This window comes from Streptomyces sp. NPDC050564 (genome assembly GCF_044457265.1).
In the GTDB taxonomy this organism is placed as follows: domain Bacteria; phylum Actinomycetota; class Actinomycetes; order Streptomycetales; family Streptomycetaceae; genus Streptomyces.
Genome location: NZ_JBITGS010000084.1, coordinates 1 through 15959 on the forward strand (window position 1 = coordinate 1; position 15959 = coordinate 15959).

Annotated in this window: 16 protein-coding genes; 8 read left to right on the forward strand and 8 right to left on the reverse strand. The window is 70.2% G+C overall.

What is annotated here, in order from left to right:
- Positions 1-89: 89 nt before the first annotated feature.
- The 3 genes from ACIBK0_RS50610 to ACIBK0_RS50620 form a co-directional block, all read right to left on the reverse strand.
- Positions 90-578 carry a universal stress protein gene (locus ACIBK0_RS50610; protein WP_399096923.1) on the reverse strand — a complete coding sequence of 163 codons (489 nt, stop codon included), beginning with the start codon at positions 576-578 and terminating at the stop codon, positions 90-92.
- Positions 579-583: 5 nt separating this feature from the next.
- Complete coding sequence (locus ACIBK0_RS50615) at positions 584-1882, reverse strand: arsenic transporter (RefSeq protein ID WP_399096963.1); 1299 nt, start codon at positions 1880-1882, stop codon at positions 584-586.
- Positions 1883-2024: 142 nt separating this feature from the next.
- The gene (locus ACIBK0_RS50620) at positions 2025-4400 is read right to left on the reverse strand and encodes a SpoIIE family protein phosphatase (protein WP_399096926.1); all 2376 of its coding nucleotides are present in this window, start codon (positions 4398-4400) and stop codon (positions 2025-2027) included.
- Between the two features lie 255 nt (positions 4401-4655).
- Between ACIBK0_RS50620 and ACIBK0_RS50625 the strand changes: the two genes are divergently transcribed.
- Positions 4656-7751: a glycoside hydrolase family 2 TIM barrel-domain containing protein gene (locus tag ACIBK0_RS50625; protein WP_399096929.1), complete on the forward strand. Its 3096-nt coding sequence runs from the start codon at positions 4656-4658 to the stop codon at positions 7749-7751.
- Here the strand turns inward: ACIBK0_RS50625 and ACIBK0_RS50630 are convergent.
- Together ACIBK0_RS50630 and sigJ are read right to left on the reverse strand one after the other, a co-directional pair.
- Entirely contained in the window at positions 7662-9221 is a 1560-nt protein-coding gene (locus ACIBK0_RS50630) for a cytochrome bc complex cytochrome b subunit (protein ID WP_399096966.1), read from the reverse strand. The genes ACIBK0_RS50625 and ACIBK0_RS50630 overlap by 90 nt on opposite strands.
- A gap of 56 nt (positions 9222-9277) precedes the next feature.
- Positions 9278-10231, reverse strand: a complete 954-nt coding sequence (gene sigJ / locus ACIBK0_RS50635; RefSeq protein ID WP_399096932.1) for an RNA polymerase sigma factor SigJ — start codon at positions 10229-10231, stop codon at positions 9278-9280.
- Positions 10232-10461: 230 nt separating this feature from the next.
- Between sigJ and ACIBK0_RS50640 the strand changes: the two genes are divergently transcribed.
- Genes ACIBK0_RS50640 through ACIBK0_RS50650 form a run of 3 tightly spaced genes read left to right on the forward strand, consistent with a single transcriptional unit; the run spans position 10462 to position 11761 of the window.
- The gene (locus ACIBK0_RS50640) at positions 10462-10908 is read left to right on the forward strand and encodes a hypothetical protein (RefSeq protein ID WP_399096935.1); all 447 of its coding nucleotides are present in this window, start codon (positions 10462-10464) and stop codon (positions 10906-10908) included.
- Positions 10905-11156 (forward strand): hypothetical protein, encoded by a 252-nt coding sequence (locus ACIBK0_RS50645; protein ID WP_399096938.1) that lies wholly within the window; start codon positions 10905-10907, stop codon positions 11154-11156. The genes ACIBK0_RS50640 and ACIBK0_RS50645 overlap by 4 nt, the downstream gene beginning before the upstream one ends.
- On the forward strand, positions 11153-11761 hold the full coding sequence (locus tag ACIBK0_RS50650; protein ID WP_399096941.1) for a hemerythrin domain-containing protein: 609 nt from the start codon (positions 11153-11155) through the stop codon (positions 11759-11761). The genes ACIBK0_RS50645 and ACIBK0_RS50650 overlap by 4 nt, the downstream gene beginning before the upstream one ends.
- Before the next feature lie 32 nt (positions 11762-11793).
- On the opposite strand, the gene ACIBK0_RS50655 is transcribed toward ACIBK0_RS50650, so the two are convergent.
- Positions 11794-12252, reverse strand: a complete 459-nt coding sequence (locus ACIBK0_RS50655; protein WP_399096944.1) for an SRPBCC family protein — start codon at positions 12250-12252, stop codon at positions 11794-11796.
- Positions 12249-12560, reverse strand: coding sequence for a helix-turn-helix transcriptional regulator (locus ACIBK0_RS50660; RefSeq protein WP_099919073.1), 312 nt, complete (start codon positions 12558-12560; stop codon positions 12249-12251). The genes ACIBK0_RS50655 and ACIBK0_RS50660 overlap by 4 nt, the downstream gene beginning before the upstream one ends.
- Before the next feature lie 127 nt (positions 12561-12687).
- Here ACIBK0_RS50660 and ACIBK0_RS50665 point away from each other — a divergent pair, with 127 nt between their 5' ends.
- From ACIBK0_RS50665 to ACIBK0_RS50675, 3 genes are all read left to right on the forward strand, one after another.
- A complete protein-coding gene (locus ACIBK0_RS50665) occupies positions 12688-13104 on the forward strand; it encodes an SRPBCC domain-containing protein (protein ID WP_399096948.1) in 417 nt (138 codons plus the stop codon).
- Between the two features lie 77 nt (positions 13105-13181).
- Positions 13182-13754 (forward strand): TIGR03086 family metal-binding protein, encoded by a 573-nt coding sequence (locus tag ACIBK0_RS50670; RefSeq protein ID WP_399096951.1) that lies wholly within the window; start codon positions 13182-13184, stop codon positions 13752-13754.
- Entirely contained in the window at positions 13754-14068 is a 315-nt protein-coding gene (locus ACIBK0_RS50675) for a hypothetical protein (protein WP_399096954.1), read from the forward strand. Before ACIBK0_RS50670 ends, ACIBK0_RS50675 begins: the two co-directional genes overlap by 1 nt.
- A 23-nt stretch (positions 14069-14091) precedes the next feature.
- On the opposite strand, the gene ACIBK0_RS50680 is transcribed toward ACIBK0_RS50675, so the two are convergent.
- Positions 14092-14571: a MarR family winged helix-turn-helix transcriptional regulator gene (locus ACIBK0_RS50680; protein WP_399096957.1), complete on the reverse strand. Its 480-nt coding sequence runs from the start codon at positions 14569-14571 to the stop codon at positions 14092-14094.
- A 137-nt stretch (positions 14572-14708) separates the two neighbouring features.
- On the opposite strand from ACIBK0_RS50680, the gene ACIBK0_RS50685 reads away from it, so the two are divergent.
- On the forward strand, positions 14709-15740 hold the full coding sequence (locus tag ACIBK0_RS50685) for a zinc-binding dehydrogenase (RefSeq protein ID WP_399096960.1): 1032 nt from the start codon (positions 14709-14711) through the stop codon (positions 15738-15740).
- Positions 15741-15959: the final 219 nt, after the last annotated feature.

Sequence of the window (15959 nt, forward strand, 5' to 3'; positions counted from 1 at the left end):
GCGGACGAACTCCCACTCGGCATCCGACAGTTCATGACGACGTATCACCCGACCATGATCCACCACCCAAGATCATTTGACGACAGACCCTAGGGGCGCGGGGGAGGCGGGGGGATGGTCGTGACGTCCGGTGCCACTTCGGGCCAGACCAGCAGCACCGGGCAGGGCGCGTGGTCGACGACGAACCGTCCGGCCCGTCCCAGGCTGTGCGGCCCCAGACGCGTGCGGTCACCGTCGCGGGCCAGCACGAGCAGGTCGGCGCCCTCGGCGGCGGCGACCACTTCCCGCTCGACGCGCCCGGCTCGCTCGACGCGTGTGCTGGGGCGGCCCAGCCGTGCGGCCGCCGCGTCGAGGAGCTGCGCGGCCGAGGTGGTGCCGAGGGTTTCCAGCCGGTCACCGGGGTCGGGCTCGGAGTGTCCGCGGCCGAGCAGGCCGGCGAAGGCCCCGTGCGCGAGTCCGGGCACGCCGGGTTCGGTGACGTGCAGCAGGACCACGTCCGCGGCGTGCGGTGCGTGCTCGCGTACGGCGTCCACGCACGCGGGCCACGTTCCCTCGACCAGCCAGACGATCACCCGCATGCCCATCAGCCTCCGATGACGTGGAGCGAGATCCACAGTGCCAGTACGGCGGGGACCAGCGCGGCAGGCACGGCGATCAGACCGAGCCGGGTGAACTCCTTGAGGTCGACGCCGTGTTCGTGCTGGTGCACGATACGCCGCCACAGCAGGGTCGCCAGGGAACCCGCGTAGGTCAGATTGGGCCCGATGTTGACCCCCAGCAGCACGGCCAGCACCGCACCGGGGCCCGATACGGCGGCGAGCGGCAGCAGGACGAGGACCGCGGGCAGATTGTTGATGAGGTTGGCCAGCACGGCGGCGAGTGCCGCGATGCCGAGCAGCGCGGGCAGGCTGCTGCCGTGGGGGAGCAGGGCGTCGAGGGCGTCGGCGAGTCCGTTGTCGACCACCGCCCGTACGACGATGCCCAGCGCGAGGACGAAGGCGAGGAACGAGGGCGCGGCGGCCCGCACCACGGTCAGCGCGGTGGCGCGGCGCCGGACGAGTGCGCGGGTGGCGAGCACCAGCGCCCCCGCCGCCGCGGACCACGCCGGATCGATCCCGAGAGCCGAGGCCAGGACGAACCCCGCCAGCGTGCAGCCCACGGTGACCAGCGCGAACAGCGGTACCTCCGGCGGCTCGTCGGCACTGGGCGCCGGCGCCGGCGCGCCCAGATCCGAGGCGAAGAAGCGGCGGAAGACCACGTACTCGGCGCCGATCGCGACCAACCAGGGGAGCACCATCAGCGCGGCGAACCGGGTGAAGCTCAGACCACTGGCCGTGAACGCGAGCAGATTGGTGAGGTTGGAGACCGGCAGGAGCAGCGAGGCCGTGTTCGAGAGGTGGGTGCAGGCGTACACATGCGGTTTGGGGCGGGCGCCCATCCGCGCCGCGGTGGCGAACACGACGGGTGTGAGCAGCACGATGGTCGCGTCCAGGCTGAGCACCGCAGTGATCGTCGAGGCGAGCGCGAAGACGGCGGTCAGCAGACGGCCGGGCTGCCCCGCCGCCCAGCGGGCCATCCACACTCCGCACGCCTTGAAGAGCCCCTCGTCGTCGCAGAACCGGGCCAGTACCAGGATCGCCGCCAGGAATCCGATCACCGGACCCAGATGGCCGGCCTCCGCGCGCACGTGTTCCCAGGAGATCGCGCCGGTGACCACGGCCAGACCGGCGGCCGGCACCGCGACCACCGCCTCGGGCCAGTTGAAGGGGCGGATCACCGCGCAGACGAGCACCGCGACGAGCAGAACGACGGAGAGGGCTTCGGCGAGCGGGGTGTTGAGGGAGGCCGAGACGGTTTTGGCGAGCGGGGTGCTGAGGGGGATGGAGAGGGGTTCGACGAGCCTGATGTCCCGAGCGCCGGAGAGGCCTTGGACGAGCAAGGTGTTCAGGGTTCGGCCCTCCGGGAGGTGATCGTGGCGCCCGTCCATCACAGCAGACGCCGGGCCGGCCGCCACGACGAGGTCGTCAGTCCTCGCCGATCAGTGAGATCTCCGCCCAGATGGTCTTGCCCTCTGCGGTGTGCCGACTGCCCCAGCGCTGGGTGAGCTGGGCGACCAGGAGCAGTCCGCGGCCGCCCTCGTCGAAGGTCTTCGCCCGGCGCAGATGCGGGGCGGTGTGGCTGCCGTCGGAAACCTCGCAGATGAGGATGGCGGCGTCCTGGATGAGACGCAGCCGTATGGGCGGCTCGCCGTACCGGATCGCGTTGGTGACCAGTTCGCTCACCACGAGTTCGGCCGTGAACGTCGCCTCGCTGAGCCCCCAGGTGTCCAGCTGCTCGACGGCCTGCTTGCGCATCGGCGCGACGAGGGCGGGGTCGGCGGGAATGTCCCAGGTCGCCACCTGGGAGGGGGCCAGTCCGTGAGTACGGGCGAGCAGCAGAGCCACGTCGTCCTGCGCGCCGCCCACGGGGAGCAGCGCCTGCAGGATCGCGTGACATGCCCATTCCAGGGAGTGGGACGATTGCTCCAGGGCTCGGGACAGCAACTGGTAGCCGACGTCGGATTCCCGCCCGCGGCTCTCGATCAGCCCGTTGGTGAACAGCGCCAGTACCGTGCCCTCACGCAGCTCGAGTTCCACGGACTCGAACGGCAGTCCGCCCAGGCCCAGCGGCGGTCCGGGCGAGTGCTCGACCTGCCGGGGCAGGCCGTCCGGAGGGACGATGAAGGGCGGCGGATGCCCTGCCGCGGCGAGGGTGCAGCGCCGGGAGACCGGGTCGTACACCGCGTACAGGCACGTGGCGCCGACCTCACCGGTGGCGCCTTCGATCCCGGCATCCTCGGACAGTCGCACGACGAGGTCGTCCAGGTGGGTGAGCAGCTCGTCCGGCGCCAGGTCGATGTCGGCGAGTGTGCGGACGGCGGTGCGCAGCCGCCCCATGGTCGCCGAGGCCTGGATACCGTGGCCGACGACGTCGCCGACGACCATCGCGACCCGCATCCCGGACAGCGGGATCACGTCGAACCAGTCGCCGCCCACCCCGGCGCGCGCCGCGGGGAGGTAGCGCGAGGCCGCCTCCAGCGCCGCCGTCCTGGGCAGTGACTGGGGGAGCAGGCTGCGCTGCAGGGCCAACGCGGTCTCACGCTCACGGGAGAAGCGCCGGGCGTTGTCGATGCAGACGGCGGCCCTGGCCGTGATCTCCTCGGCGAGCAGGACGTCGTCGGAGGTGAAGGGGCCGGGCTGCCGGAACCGGGTGAGCACCGCGACGCCCAGGGTCTGGCCCCGGGCCTGGATGGGCACCGACATGGTGGTGTGGATGCCGCACTTCGCAATGCGCTCCCACCGGCGTTCGTCCCAGGCCAGCCACTGCTCCAGCGTGGTGGTGGTGTCCGGTGCCACGATCGTCCGGCCGGCGATCAGGGAGTCGGCCTGGGGTGAGGCGGAGGGGTAGACGTCGACCGCGCCGAGCGTGACGACCGCCTCGGGAGAGCCCGGGTTCACCGATCGATGGGCGACGCGGCGCAGCGTGATCGGGGCGCTCGGCGGCTCGGCGTGCGGCTCGCCCCCGTGTTCCGGCGGATCGAGCAGGTCGACGCTGACGAAGTCGGCGAGAGCCGGCACACAGACGTCGGCGAGCTCCTGGGCCGTTCGGGTGACGTCGAGGGTGCTGCCGATGCGCACGCTGGCCTCGTTGACCAGCTGCAGCCGCTCCCGGGCCCGGTACTGCTCGGTGACGTCGTGTGCGGCCAGGCACACGCCGCGCACGTGTCCTTCGGCGTCGGTGAGCGGGGCGATCCTGGCCAGCCAGGCGTGCGCGCGGTTCTCACCGCCCGTGCGCATGTAGGTCTCCACGTCGCGCCCCTCGCCCGAGACGAGCACGTCGTGCAGGCTTTCTTCGAGCTGTTCGCTCTCGGGCTTGCCGCCTATCTCGGAGATCCTGAGGCCTCGGACGCGCGCCTCCGGGAGGCCGATCACCTCGGCCATCGCCTCGTTCAGCCCGTACAGACGCAGCCGCTCGTCGTAGATCGCCATGGCGCACGGCGACTGCGTGAGCACGGCCCGGATCAGCGGGTCGTCGTAGGCGCGCTGGTCCTCGCCGTGCAGCGGGGTGACCAAGAGCCATTCGCCCTTCGTTCCGCTGCGATGCGCGAGCAGCCACACGGGGAGGGTGTGTCCGTCGCGGTGACGCAGTGGGAGGGTGCCGCTCCAGCGGGTGCCAGTGGGTTCGGAAGGGGTGGTGCCGTCCGCGCAGTCCAGCAGATCCGCGGCGGGGCGGCCCTCGACCTCCTCCGGCGCGTACCCCAGCAGTCGGCGGGCCCCCTCGTTCCAGAGGACCAGGGTGCCGTTCTCGTCGATGACCGCCCGTGCCGTGGCGGCATCGTCGAGGGGGTGGACCGGGCTCATCGTCGCCACTCCATTGCGCACACTCACAGTGAACAAGCGCGTCACTCGGCTTCCAGCCTAGTGGCTGGAAGCCCTCCGCACCCCGGAACCAGGACCGCCGACGCGGCACATCCGCAAGGTGGATTTCCGGCCGAAGCGAGGTGCGTGCCGGAAGTGACTGCCGGACCCTTGACGGCCGCGTGTGTCACCCCGTCAGAATCTGTTTGTTCACGATCAGTTGTGATGACTTATGGGCCCTGATGAGGGAGAGCTGCCATGACGGTCACTCGAAGATCGGTATTGATCGCCGGAACGGTCGTACCCGCGGCCGGCGCACTCTCCGGCGCCGCCGACGCCTGGGCGGCGCCCTCCGGGCGATCCGGAGGGCGCCGCACGGTCGAGCTGCGCGACGGCTGGCGCTTCGCGCTGGTCGACCCGGGCGGCATCACCGACCCCACGGGCGCATACGAGGGCGCCGCGCAGCCCGGCTACGACGACTCGGCGTGGCGCCAGGTGGCCGTACCCCACGACTGGAGCATTGAGCAGACACCCACCACGGAGCACGGCACCACCAGCGGCACCGGCTTCTTCCCCGGCGGCCTCGGCTGGTACCGCACCGCCTTCACGCTGCCGCCCGCCCTGGCCGGCAAACGGATCTCCGTGGAGTTCGACGGTGTCTACATGGACGCCCATGTGTACTGCAACGGCAAGGAGGTCGGCCGCCACCCCTACGGTTACACGGGATTCGCCTTCGACCTCACCGACCTGCTGCACACGGACGGTGCCACGGCCAACGTCATCGCCGTCAAGGTCCAGAACCAGCTCCCCAGCAGCCGCTGGTACTCGGGCAGCGGCATCTACCGCGACGCCCGCCTGGTGGTCACCGAGCCGGTGCACGTCCAGCGGTGGGGCACGTACGTCACGACGCCGGACATCACCGCGGAGCGGGCACTGGTACGGGTGCGCACGACCGTCGTCAACGAAGCCGGTGCGTCTGCCGACGTCGAGGTGATCTCACGGATCGTCGACCCCGACGGCCGTACGGCTGCCCGTACGGCCACCACGGTCACGGTCGGCGACCGGACGGACGAGACGCACGAACTCGCGGTCGAAAAGCCGAAGTTGTGGGACTTCGCGACCCCGGACCACCGCTACACCGTGGAGACGGAACTGCGGATCGGCGGCGAGACGGCCGACACCTACCGCACCCCCTTCGGCATCCGGCAGTTCCGCTTCGACCCGGACGAGGGCTTCCACCTCAACGGCGCCCACGCCAAGATCAAGGGCGTCGACCTGCACCACGACCAGGGCGCGCTCGGGGCGGCGATCAGCGTCGACGCCGTGCGCCGGCAGATGACCATCATGAAGTCGATGGGCGTCAACGCCTTCCGGACCTCCCACAATCCGCCCTCGCCGCAGATGATCCAGGTCTGCGAGGAGCTGGGCATCGTGATGATGGTGGAGGCGTTCGACTGCTGGCGGACCGGCAAGACGACCTACGACTACGGCCGGTTCTTCGACGAGTGGTGCGAGAAGGACACCACCGAGATGGTCCTCGCGGCCCGCAACTCGCCTGCCGTGGTCCTGTGGTCCATAGGCAACGAGGTCCCCGACTCCACGTCCACCGCCGGGCTCGCCATGGCCGACCGGATCATCGGCGCCATCAAGGCCGCGGACGACACCCGACCGCTGGTCATCGGCTCGGACAAGTACCGCCGTGTCCCCATGAAGGGCTCCGCGGCGGACCTCATGCTCGCCAAACTGGACGGGCTCGGCCTCAACTACAACACCGCCAAGTCGGTGGACGCTCTGCACGCCGCCTATCCGCACCTGTTCCTCTTCGAGTCGGAGTCGTCGTCCGAGACCTCGACCCGCGGGGCGTACCAGGAACCGGAGCACCTCAACACGGGCGAGAATCACACCCCCGGCAGGCGCGCGACCTCCTCGTACGACAACAACCTCGCCTCCTGGACGATGAGCGGCGAGTACGGGCACAAGAAGGACCGGGACCGCAAGTGGTTCGCCGGGCAGTTCCTCTGGTCGGGCATCGACTACATCGGGGAGCCCACGCCGTACGACGTCTTCCCGGTGAAGGCGTCCTTCTTCGGCGCGGTCGACACGGCCGGCTTCCCCAAGGACATGTACCACCTGTTCAAGAGCCAGTGGACGGGCGAGCCCATGGTCCATCTGCTGCCCATGACCTGGAACCACGAGGCGGGCGACACGGTCGAGGTCTGGGCCTACGCGAACGTCGACACCGTCGAGCTGTTCGTCAACGGAAAGTCCCTCGGCACCAGGAAGTTCGACACCAAGAAGACCACCGACGGGCGCCCGTACCTGGAGACCACGGAGGCGACCGGCGACGACAAGACCTTCACCGACGGTCCCTATCCCGGGAGTTACACCAGCCCGAACGGCAGCGCGGGCAAGCTGCACCTCGGCTGGAAAGTGCCGTACGAACCCGGCGAGTTGAAGGCCGTCGCCCGCCGTGACGGCAAGACGGTGGCGACGGACGTCCTGCGCACCGCCGGGACGGCCCGTGCGATCCGTCTCAGGCCGGACCGCAAGACGCTGGCGGCGGACGGGCGTTCACTGCTGTTCGTGACCGCGGAGGTGGTCGACGCCCACGGTGTCGTGGTGCCCGATGCCGAGAACCTGATCACGTTCGACGTGGCGGGCGGCTCGCCGGCCGGTCTCGACAACGGCCGGGAGGAGAGCGCCGAGCGCTACCAGGCCAGCACTCGAACCGCCTTCCACGGCAAGGCGCTCGCGATAGTCCGGTCCGGGACGAAGGCGGGCACCCTGAAAGTGACCGCCCGCGCGGAAGGGCTGCGTACGGCCGCCACGACCGTGTGCACCACCCCTGCCGAGTCGAAGGCGACCACTCCGGCAACGGCGTTCAAGCCGGACTACCCCGCGGCCCCGAACTACCCGTACGCGGACGCCAGTTACTCCGGCCGAACCGACACCCTCCCCGCCGCCATGCTTGACGGCGACGCGGCCACCGGCTGGTCCAACGCCTTCTTCAAGTCGGCGACGGCCCTGCTGCCTGCCTTCAACCAAGCCCGTCCCGAGGACTGGGTCTCGGTCACCTGGGCGCGCCCCCGCACCGTCGACCGCGTCGAGGTCTCCTTCACCGTCGACGGGACGCACGCCCTGCCCGCGTCGGTCGCGGTCTCGGTCTGGGACGGCAGCGCGTATGTGCCGGTGAAGGGCGCGGCCGTCGACTGGGCCACCGCGTCCGACACGCCGACGGTGATCACCTTCGACGCGGTACGCGGTTCACGGCTCCGTCTCCTCATGGCCGGCGGGCACCCGGGGGCCGTCGACGGCGGCCTGCGGATCAGCCGCCTGGAGGTCCCGGTCGGCTGACGGCAGCCGTCGGGTGTGCTCGGTCAGGGTGTGCAGTTCGGCACGGCTGAGCGGGCGGTGCACCTCGACGTACTCGCCGTGCGGCAGGCGCTTGACAGCGCCTGTCGCACGGCCGTGTGCGACCAGCTCGCGGTCCCGCTGCTGCAGTCCCAGGCAGATCCGGCGGGTCACGACGAAGACGACGACCGGTACCACGATCAGGGCGATCCGCACCGTCCAGGTCACCGTGTTGATCGACAGATGGAAGCGTGTCGCCACGATGTCGTTGCCGCCGCCCGCGAGCAGGATCAGATAGAGGCTGATCCACGCCGTCCCGAGCGACGTACGGATCGGCCGGTTGCGCGGGCGGTCCAGCAGATGGTGCTCGCCCCGGTCGCCCGTGATCCAGGACTCGACGAACGGGTAGACGCCGATGAGGACCAGGAGCAGCGGGAAGACGACGACGGGGATGAGCACGCCGAGCACGAGCGTGTGCCCCGCCACGGTGATCTCCCAGCCCGGCATGACCCGGACCAGCCCCTCCGCGAAGCCCAGGTACCAGTCCGGCTGGGCTCCCGTCGACACCTGATCGGCACGGTAGGGGCCGTACGCCCAGACCGGGTTGATGGTCGCGATCGCCGAGATCAGTGCGATGACACCGAACACCAGGAAGAAGAAGCCACCTGCCTTCGCCAGGTAGACCGGCATGAACGGGGTGCCCACGACGTTGCGTTCGGTCTTTCCCGGACCGCCGAACTGCGTGTGCTTGTGGTACACGACCAGGATCAGATGGGCGACGACGAGGGCCGCCATGATGCCCGGGATCAGCAGGACGTGCAGCGAGTAGAAGCGGGCCACGATGTCATGACCGGGGAACTCCCCGCCGAAGAGGAAGAACGACAGATAGGTGCCGACGATCGGCATCGACAGGAGGGCCCCGTCCACGAACCGCAGTCCGGTGCCCGACAGCAGATCGTCCGGCAGCGAGTAGCCGAACAGGCCCTCGAACATACCGAGCAGCAGCAGCGTCCAGCCGAACAGCCAGTTCACCTCGCGGGGCCTGCGGAACGAGCCGGTGAAGAAGTGCCGCATCATGTGCGTCAGCATCGCGCCGAGGAAGATCAGCGCGGCCCAGTGGTGGATCTGCCGGATCAGCAGTCCGCCGCGCACATCGAAGCTGATGTCCAGGGTCGAGGCGTACGCCTCCGACATCCGGATGCCGTTCAGCGGGACATAACTGCCGTGGTAGACCACCTCGTTCATCGACGGATGGAAGAACAGCGTGAGGTAGACGCCGGTGAGGACGAGAACGACGAAGCTGTAGAGACAGATCTCGCCGAGCAGGAAGGACCAGTGGTCCGGGAAGACCTTGCGCAGGTACTGCTTGCCGAGCGAGTAGACGCCGAGACGGCCGTCGAACCAGTCGGCCACGCGCTCGCCGGAGGACGCCTTCGCGGCCCGGCCGTCGCCCGCGGGCGCCTTCTCGGATATGGGCTCGCCCGCGGACGCTTTCGCGGTCGGGCGCGAGGCGGGCCCTTCGATGGTCGTCACGCGTGCTCTCCTTCCGGCTCCTCGGCGTCTTCGTCCCTTCGTAGGTGCGTGAGCTTCTCGGGATTGGTGACGATGTAGACGTCGGAGACCTGCTCGCCGTCCGGGGTGAGGTCCATGACCATGACGGCGTACGGGGACTCGCCCTCGAAGATCACCGCGGAGTCGTCGCCGTTGACGCGGCGGTAGCGGATGTCGAGGTGCGTCGCGCGGCGCGTGGCATAGCCGGCGAACAGGCGTGCCGCCTTGTCCCGGCCGTGCACGGGGCGCAGCCCGGCCGGGCGTGCCTTGCCGCCGCCGTCCGTCCACACCGTCACGTCCGGCGCGAGGATCTCCATCAGTGCGGCGATGTCACCGCCGAGCGCGGCCTCCACGAAGCGTTCGGTCGCCTGCCGGCGTACCCGGGGATGAGCCCGGTACAGCGGACGGCGGGCGTGCACGTGCTCCCGGGCGCGGTGCGCGAGCTGGCGCACCGCGGCGGGGCTGCGGTCGATGACCTCCGCGATCTCGGTGTGCGGGTAGCCGAACACCTCGTTGAGGACGAACACCGCCCGCTCCAGCGGGGTCAGCGACTCCAGGACCACGAGCATCGCCAGCGACACCGACTCGGCCCGCAGGGTCCGGTCGTCGGCGGAGTCGGCGGGGGAGGGCTCGTCGAGCAGGGGCTCCGGCAGCCAGGGACCGACGTAGGTCTCGCGGCGGCGGGTGATGGCAGCGCGGCGTGCCAGCGCGTGGTTCACGGCAATCCGGACGAGGTAGGCGCGCGGGTTGGTGATTCCTTCGAGCGGAGAGCGGTCGGCGCGGCCCTGCCAGGACAGCCAGGTCTCCTGGAGCACGTCGTCGGTGTCGGCGACGCTGCCGAGCATGTTGTAGACGATCGCGAACAGCAGCTCGCGGTGGTCGACGAAGACCCGCGTCGCGCCGTCGATGCCCGCCTCGGGGCTTTCGGACATGCCTTGCCTCCCTTGTTGCGCTCACTACTGCGAGGGGAAAAGGGGGCGCGAATGTGACATCGGACGGCGAAATGTGATGTACGTCTCAGGCGGCTGCTCACGCGTCACACCGGCCGTCGCGGCCGCCCTCTTGAACGCGAGTCCGATGTTTCGGCACAAGGAGACACACATCGTGTTCAAGACATGGCACGGCAACCCATGCGGGGCAGGGTCTCGGGGCGGCGCTGCTCATGCCGCACACCCTGCCGATCACCGCCGAGGTGTCCCCGGCCGACCGGCGGTGCGCCGCGATGGGAGTGTGGGGCGCAGTCGCGACCGGCCTGCTCGCCCGGGTGGTCACGCTGATCTGGATCGTGGCCGCGGTCGATGTCGGTTCGGGCCGGACGGCGGTCGCCTTCCCGCTCTTCCTGGCCGGACTGGGCGCCGGCTGCACCTTCGCCCCCATGGCCACGGAGGTCAGGCGCAACGCAGCGGCCCGTCTGTCAGGTGCCGCCTCGGGCGTCAACAACGCGCTGCGGCAGGTCGGTTCGGTGCTCGCGGGCGCCGTCATCGGCGCCGTGCTCCAGGCCCAGCTCGCGAACGCGCTCCGCGATCAGGCGCGGCAGCGCGCCGGACAGTGCCTGCCGCCCACCGTGACGGCTTCGTCGCCGCCTTCTCCAAGGCCGCGTCCGACGTGAACGCCCGGCAGTCGGCCGGTGCCGCGTCCGGACTGCCGCACGACGTCGTCGACCGCACGCGGGAGCTCGGCGGCCAGGTCTTCGGCCGCGGCTTCGTGGACGCGATGGGGCCCGCGATCCTCGGCTCCGCCTTCGCCGTGCTGACCGGCGCGCTCGCCTGCTTCGCCCTGCGCCGACACCGCGGCCACTCCGCCAACCCGCACGCACTGCCCGTGTACGAGCCCGAACTGGAGGAAGCCACCTCATGAGCATCGACCTCACCGTCATGTACGCCGCCCACGACGCGTTCCGGCGCGACCTGGACCGCCTCGGCAAGGCTGTCGCCGACGGCACCGCCTTCACCCCCCAAGTCCGCGCCGGCTGGGACAACTTCACGCACCAGCTGCACATCCACCACACCGCCGAGGACAGCGAACTGTGGCCCCGGGTGCAGCGCAAAGCCGAGGGCCGTCCCCGGGACATCGCCCTCCTCGCGGAGATGGAGGCGGAGCACGCCCGCCTCGACCCGCAGCTCACCGCCGTGGACGCGGCCCTCAGGAACCGGTCGGCCGAACTCGCCGAAGTGGTCCACGCGTTGGCCACGACCCTCGACGACCACCTCGCGCACGAGGAGGCGAGCGCCCTGCCGCTCATCCAGGAGGTGCTGACGCCCGCGGACTGGGGCGCCTTCACCGGACGTATGCGCGAGACGCAGGGCATGCGCGGGGCCGCCGTCTTCGTACCGTGGATCGTCGACGGCATCCCGCCCGCCGACCGCGCCGCGTTCCTCGGTGCGCTGCCCCCGCCCGTTCGCGTCCTCAACCGCCTGTTCTGGGAGGCGGGTTACCGCAGGCGCGGGCTGTGGGGGACCTGACCGGACGGTCGGCGGCCCCGGTGCGCGGGTGCTCAGGCGGGCTTCGGCTCCATCCAGCTGTCCGGGCCGGGGTCGCCACCGGGCGCCCGTACGGCGAGCCGGTCGAGGTAGTGGTCCCAGCCCTCCTGGTGCGGCTCGCGGGCCGGCTCGGGCAGACCGGAGTGGGTGAGCGTGAGCAGGGTGCCGTCCGGCTCGGGGGCGAAGGTGACCTCGACCCGGCTGCTGCCGGGCGGCACCGGGTCGCCCTCGTTCTCCCAGCCCCAGGTGAAGACGATCCGAGTGTACGGCTCGACCTCCTCGAAGCGTCCGGAGGCGGTGGCGTCACCGACGACCCGCATCCGGTACGCGCTGCCGGGCGTCGGATCGAACACCCCCTCGGCGCCCTGCCAGGACAGCCATCGCTCGGTGTCGGTGAAGAAGGAGAACACGGTCTCCGGGCGGGCCTTGATATGCCGCTGTACGACGACGGAGCCGTCGGGGGTGATGGTCACTTCTGCTCCTCCTCCCGCTCGGCCTGTTCGGCGAGCGCGGCCAGGGCGTCCAGGGAGTCGCCCCACATGGACTCCAGGTAGGCGGCCAGCGGTCCCATCCCAGCACGGTCCGCGCGGTAGTACCGCTTGGTCCCGTCTTTTCGGACGACGACCAGGCCCGCCTCGCGGAGCACCTTCAGATGCTGGGAGACCGCGCCGAAGGTGACGTCGAAGCGCTCGGCGATCTCTCCGGCCGACAGCTCCTCGTGCCACACGAGCTGCAGAATGGCCCGCCGCCGCGGCTCACTGATCGCCTTCACCTGATCCACGCTGCTTATTTTAGTCACGGCTTTAACTTGCGCTGCCCCGGTTCTTATTTTAGTGTCGGCTAAAGAACGAGCTTCGGGGCAATACCGGACACTCGCGACAGAACTGATGATCCCGAGAGGACACCCGATGCCCGACATCGCTATGCAGCTGACCATCGAGGCCGAGGCGGACACCGTTCGCGCAGCCATCACCACCGAGGCCGGCGTACGTGGCTGGTTCACGGCGGACGCCGAGATAGGGGAGGGCGTCGGCGCTGAGCACGCGCTGAGCTTCCCCGGTGTGCCGGAGTCCTGGCGGCTGCGGATCACCGAGTCCGGCGACCGGCGCCTGGTGCTGGCGGGGGAGAACGGCCCGTGGGCCGGCACCACTCAGACCTACGAGATCCTCGACGTCCCGGAGGGCGGGGTCCTGCTGCGCTTCAAGCACGCCGGATTCCCGGCCCAGGACGACGCCTATCGCAACTTCACCTACGGCTGGGCCACCAAGTTCACGGCGCTCAAGTCGTACGCGGAGACGGGCAAGGCCGATCCCTTTTTCGGCTGAGCCGAGTCCGTCTTTGTGAGCCGTCCCTTTCCGTCCTTCCGAGACGGTCCGAGCCCTTCCGAAAAGGAGCACCCCCGATGAACGCCACTCCCGTACAACTCGCCGCCCGGCTGGCCCGCGCCGCCCGCAACCTGCAGGCGTACACCGAGCAGCCCGCCCTCACCGGCAAGCGTGAACTCCCCACGCCTTGCGCCGACTTCGACGTCCACCAGCTCAGCGAGCACCTGCTCGGCGTGCTCGTCATGGGCGGATACGCCGCCGCGAAGGAGTCGCTGCCCGCCGACGCCCCGATGACACTGACCGAGGCGCCCTGGGTGGCCTTCCCGCCGCTCGTCGACCGGCTCGCCGCCGCCTGGGCCGAGCCCGGAGCCTGGGAAGGTGAAACGCCCTTCGCGTCGAGCACCTACCCCGTGCCCTTCGCCGGGATGATCACCATCATGGAGCTGACCGTGCACGGCTGGGACCTGGCCACCGCCACCGGTCAGTCGTTCAGGGCCGACGACGACGTGGTCGCCACCGCGACGGCCGTGGCCGGACAGATCGCCGAGGGCGCCCGCGCCAAGGGAGCCTTCGGGCCGGAGGTCGATCCCGCCGTCGACGCCACCCCGCTGGAGCGGCTGCTCGCCCTCACCGGACGGAAGGTCTCCTGATGGCGGACGCGGACCAACTGTTCGCGCGTCTCGCGGAGGACCTCGCACCACGCGGGGCGAAGCTCTCCAAGATGTTCGGGATGCCCTGCCTCAAGGACCCGAACGGCAAGGCGTTCGTCAGCCTCCACGAGGGTGAACTGGTCGTCCGTCTGTACCGCGACACCCCCGAACACGCCGAGGCCCTCGCCCTCGCCGGGGCGCACCTCTTCGACCCCATGGGCGGTCGCCCGATGAAGGACTGGGTCTGCGTGCCGCTCGCCGCGTCGGCGCACTGGCTGCCCCTGACGGAGACGGCGCGCGCCCAGCCGCGCTGAGCCGGGGCGCGGCGCAGCGCCCGCTACGGCGCTTCGGTCGGCGCTGCGGCGCGCCCCGCGCGCAGGGCCACCGCCTCGCCCGCGCTCTGGCCCGCCACCAAGGCGCGCAGGAACGCAAGCACCGCGTCGACGTCGTGACCCTCTGCCGCGGCCCCGATGTGAGCATGCAGTTCGACCTCGACCGAGGCCACCGCGCGGGCCGTCTCATGGCCCGCGGGGGTCAGCGTCAGCTCCACATGACGCCGGTCGTGGCTGCCTTCCTCGCGGCGTACGAGTCCTGCGGTCACCAGACGGTCCACCAGGCGGCTGGGATTGCCGCCGCTCTCGCACACCAGCAGGGCCCCGAGTCCGGACATGCTGAGCGGTTGGCGCTCCGAGAGGAGCCGCAGCACCTCGGCCTGTGCGGGCGTCACGCCCAAGGGGCGTAGACCTTGGGCGAGTTGGCGATTTCCCTCACGCTGCGCGGCCAGGATGAGGAAGCGGACTTCTTCGGCCGGCTCCATCGTGCGGCACTCCCGGGATCAATAGACGACAGAACTACGTTACACGACACCTATCCGCTCGATCGTCTTCGCGTGGTCTGGCCGGACAGATATGTGTCGTGTAACTTAATGACACGACACAGGAAGTGGTGAGGTTCATGAGCGAGATCGCGTACCGAAAGATCGTCGTGGAGCGGTTCGGCGGTGCTGAGACCATGCGGCCCGTCGAAGCCACCTTGGCGGAGCCGCCACCGGGGTATGCCCGAGTGAAGGTGCTGGCCTCCGGAGTGGGCTTCACCGACCTGATGGCACGCTCGGGCGACTATCTGCTGCAGCGCAAGGCGCCCTTCACACCCGGCTACGAACTCGTCGGCGAGATCGTGGACTTCACCCCCGACGGAACCCCGCCGGCCTGGCTCCAGGAGGGTGCGCGCGTCGCCGTCTGCCTGACGAAGATGGCCGCGTACACCGAGTACATCTCCCTGCCGCTGTGGCAGCTCGTCCCACTGCCCGCCGGCCTCGACCCGCTCCGGGCCGCCACGATCCCGCTCGACCACCTGACGGCACTGAGCGTCTTGGAGACTCACGGCCGTGTCGCGGCCGGGGGCACGGTGCTCATCCAGGGCGCGAGCGGGGGAGTGGGGCAAGCACTCAGCCGACTCGGTGCACTGCGCGGACTTCGGATGTACGGCACCGCCTCGGCGCCCGGTGCCGAGGACCTGCTCGCACAGCATGGCGTGACCTTCATCGACTATCGTCGGCAGGACTTCGGGGCCGTCCTGCGCGAGCGCGAACCGGACGGTGTCCAGGGGGTGTTCGACCACATCGGCGGGGCCGGGCTGGGCAAGGCGTACCGCGTTCTGTCGCCCGGGGGAGTACTGGTCAGCTACGCCTTCTCGGGCCGCCCGGGACACATGGTCGGCGACACCGTGCGCGGTGCGGCACGTGTGAAGCTGATGAATCTGCGGCCGGGCCGGCGCACCGCGCTGAGCATGGTCCCGGCCGAGATCAAGGGCGATCATGCCTGGTACCGGGCGGGTCTGGAGCGCGTGCTGGAGATGGCGGCGCGCGGTGAGATCGCGCCGCGGATCGGCTCCGTACACCCGCTGATGAAGGCGGCCGACGTGCATGCCGCGCTCGAAAGCCGGGAGATCACCGGGAAGGCCGTCCTGGTGACGGACCAGGTGTGACGGGCGCCTCCCGGGCCGGCCGGTACCGCTCTGCATCGCCTTTGACCTGGCGATATCTACGAGTAAGTACCCCGCGGTACCGTGAGGGCATGCCAGCTCTCAACGTGGAGTTCAGCGACCGCGAGCTAGTGTCCTGCGCCAGTAGTTGATCGTTAGTAGTTGTGTGACTTCTGCTGCTGGTGCGTCAGTTCCTCGTCGGGGCCCGAAGCTGGAACCGTT

Excerpts from the sequence above, each read along its gene's own strand:
- ACIBK0_RS50625 (WP_399096929.1), top strand. The coding sequence starts at position 4,656 with ATGACGGTCACTCGAAGATCGGTATTGATCGCCGGAACGGTCGTACCC.
- ACIBK0_RS50670 (WP_399096951.1), top strand. The coding sequence starts at position 13,182 with ATGAACGCCACTCCCGTACAACTCGCCGCCCGGCTGGCCCGCGCCGCC.
- ACIBK0_RS50685 (WP_399096960.1), top strand. The coding sequence starts at position 14,709 with ATGAGCGAGATCGCGTACCGAAAGATCGTCGTGGAGCGGTTCGGCGGT.
- ACIBK0_RS50620 (WP_399096926.1), bottom strand. The coding sequence starts at position 4,400 with ATGAGCCCGGTCCACCCCCTCGACGATGCCGCCACGGCACGGGCGGTC.
- ACIBK0_RS50665 (WP_399096948.1), top strand. The coding sequence starts at position 12,688 with ATGCCCGACATCGCTATGCAGCTGACCATCGAGGCCGAGGCGGACACC.
- ACIBK0_RS50610 (WP_399096923.1), bottom strand. The coding sequence starts at position 578 with ATGCGGGTGATCGTCTGGCTGGTCGAGGGAACGTGGCCCGCGTGCGTG.
- sigJ (WP_399096932.1), bottom strand. The coding sequence starts at position 10,231 with ATGTCCGAAAGCCCCGAGGCGGGCATCGACGGCGCGACGCGGGTCTTC.
- ACIBK0_RS50640 (WP_399096935.1), top strand. The coding sequence starts at position 10,462 with ATGCCGCACACCCTGCCGATCACCGCCGAGGTGTCCCCGGCCGACCGG.
- ACIBK0_RS50650 (WP_399096941.1), top strand. The coding sequence starts at position 11,153 with ATGAGCATCGACCTCACCGTCATGTACGCCGCCCACGACGCGTTCCGG.
- ACIBK0_RS50675 (WP_399096954.1), top strand. The coding sequence starts at position 13,754 with ATGGCGGACGCGGACCAACTGTTCGCGCGTCTCGCGGAGGACCTCGCA.
- ACIBK0_RS50680 (WP_399096957.1), bottom strand. The coding sequence starts at position 14,571 with ATGGAGCCGGCCGAAGAAGTCCGCTTCCTCATCCTGGCCGCGCAGCGT.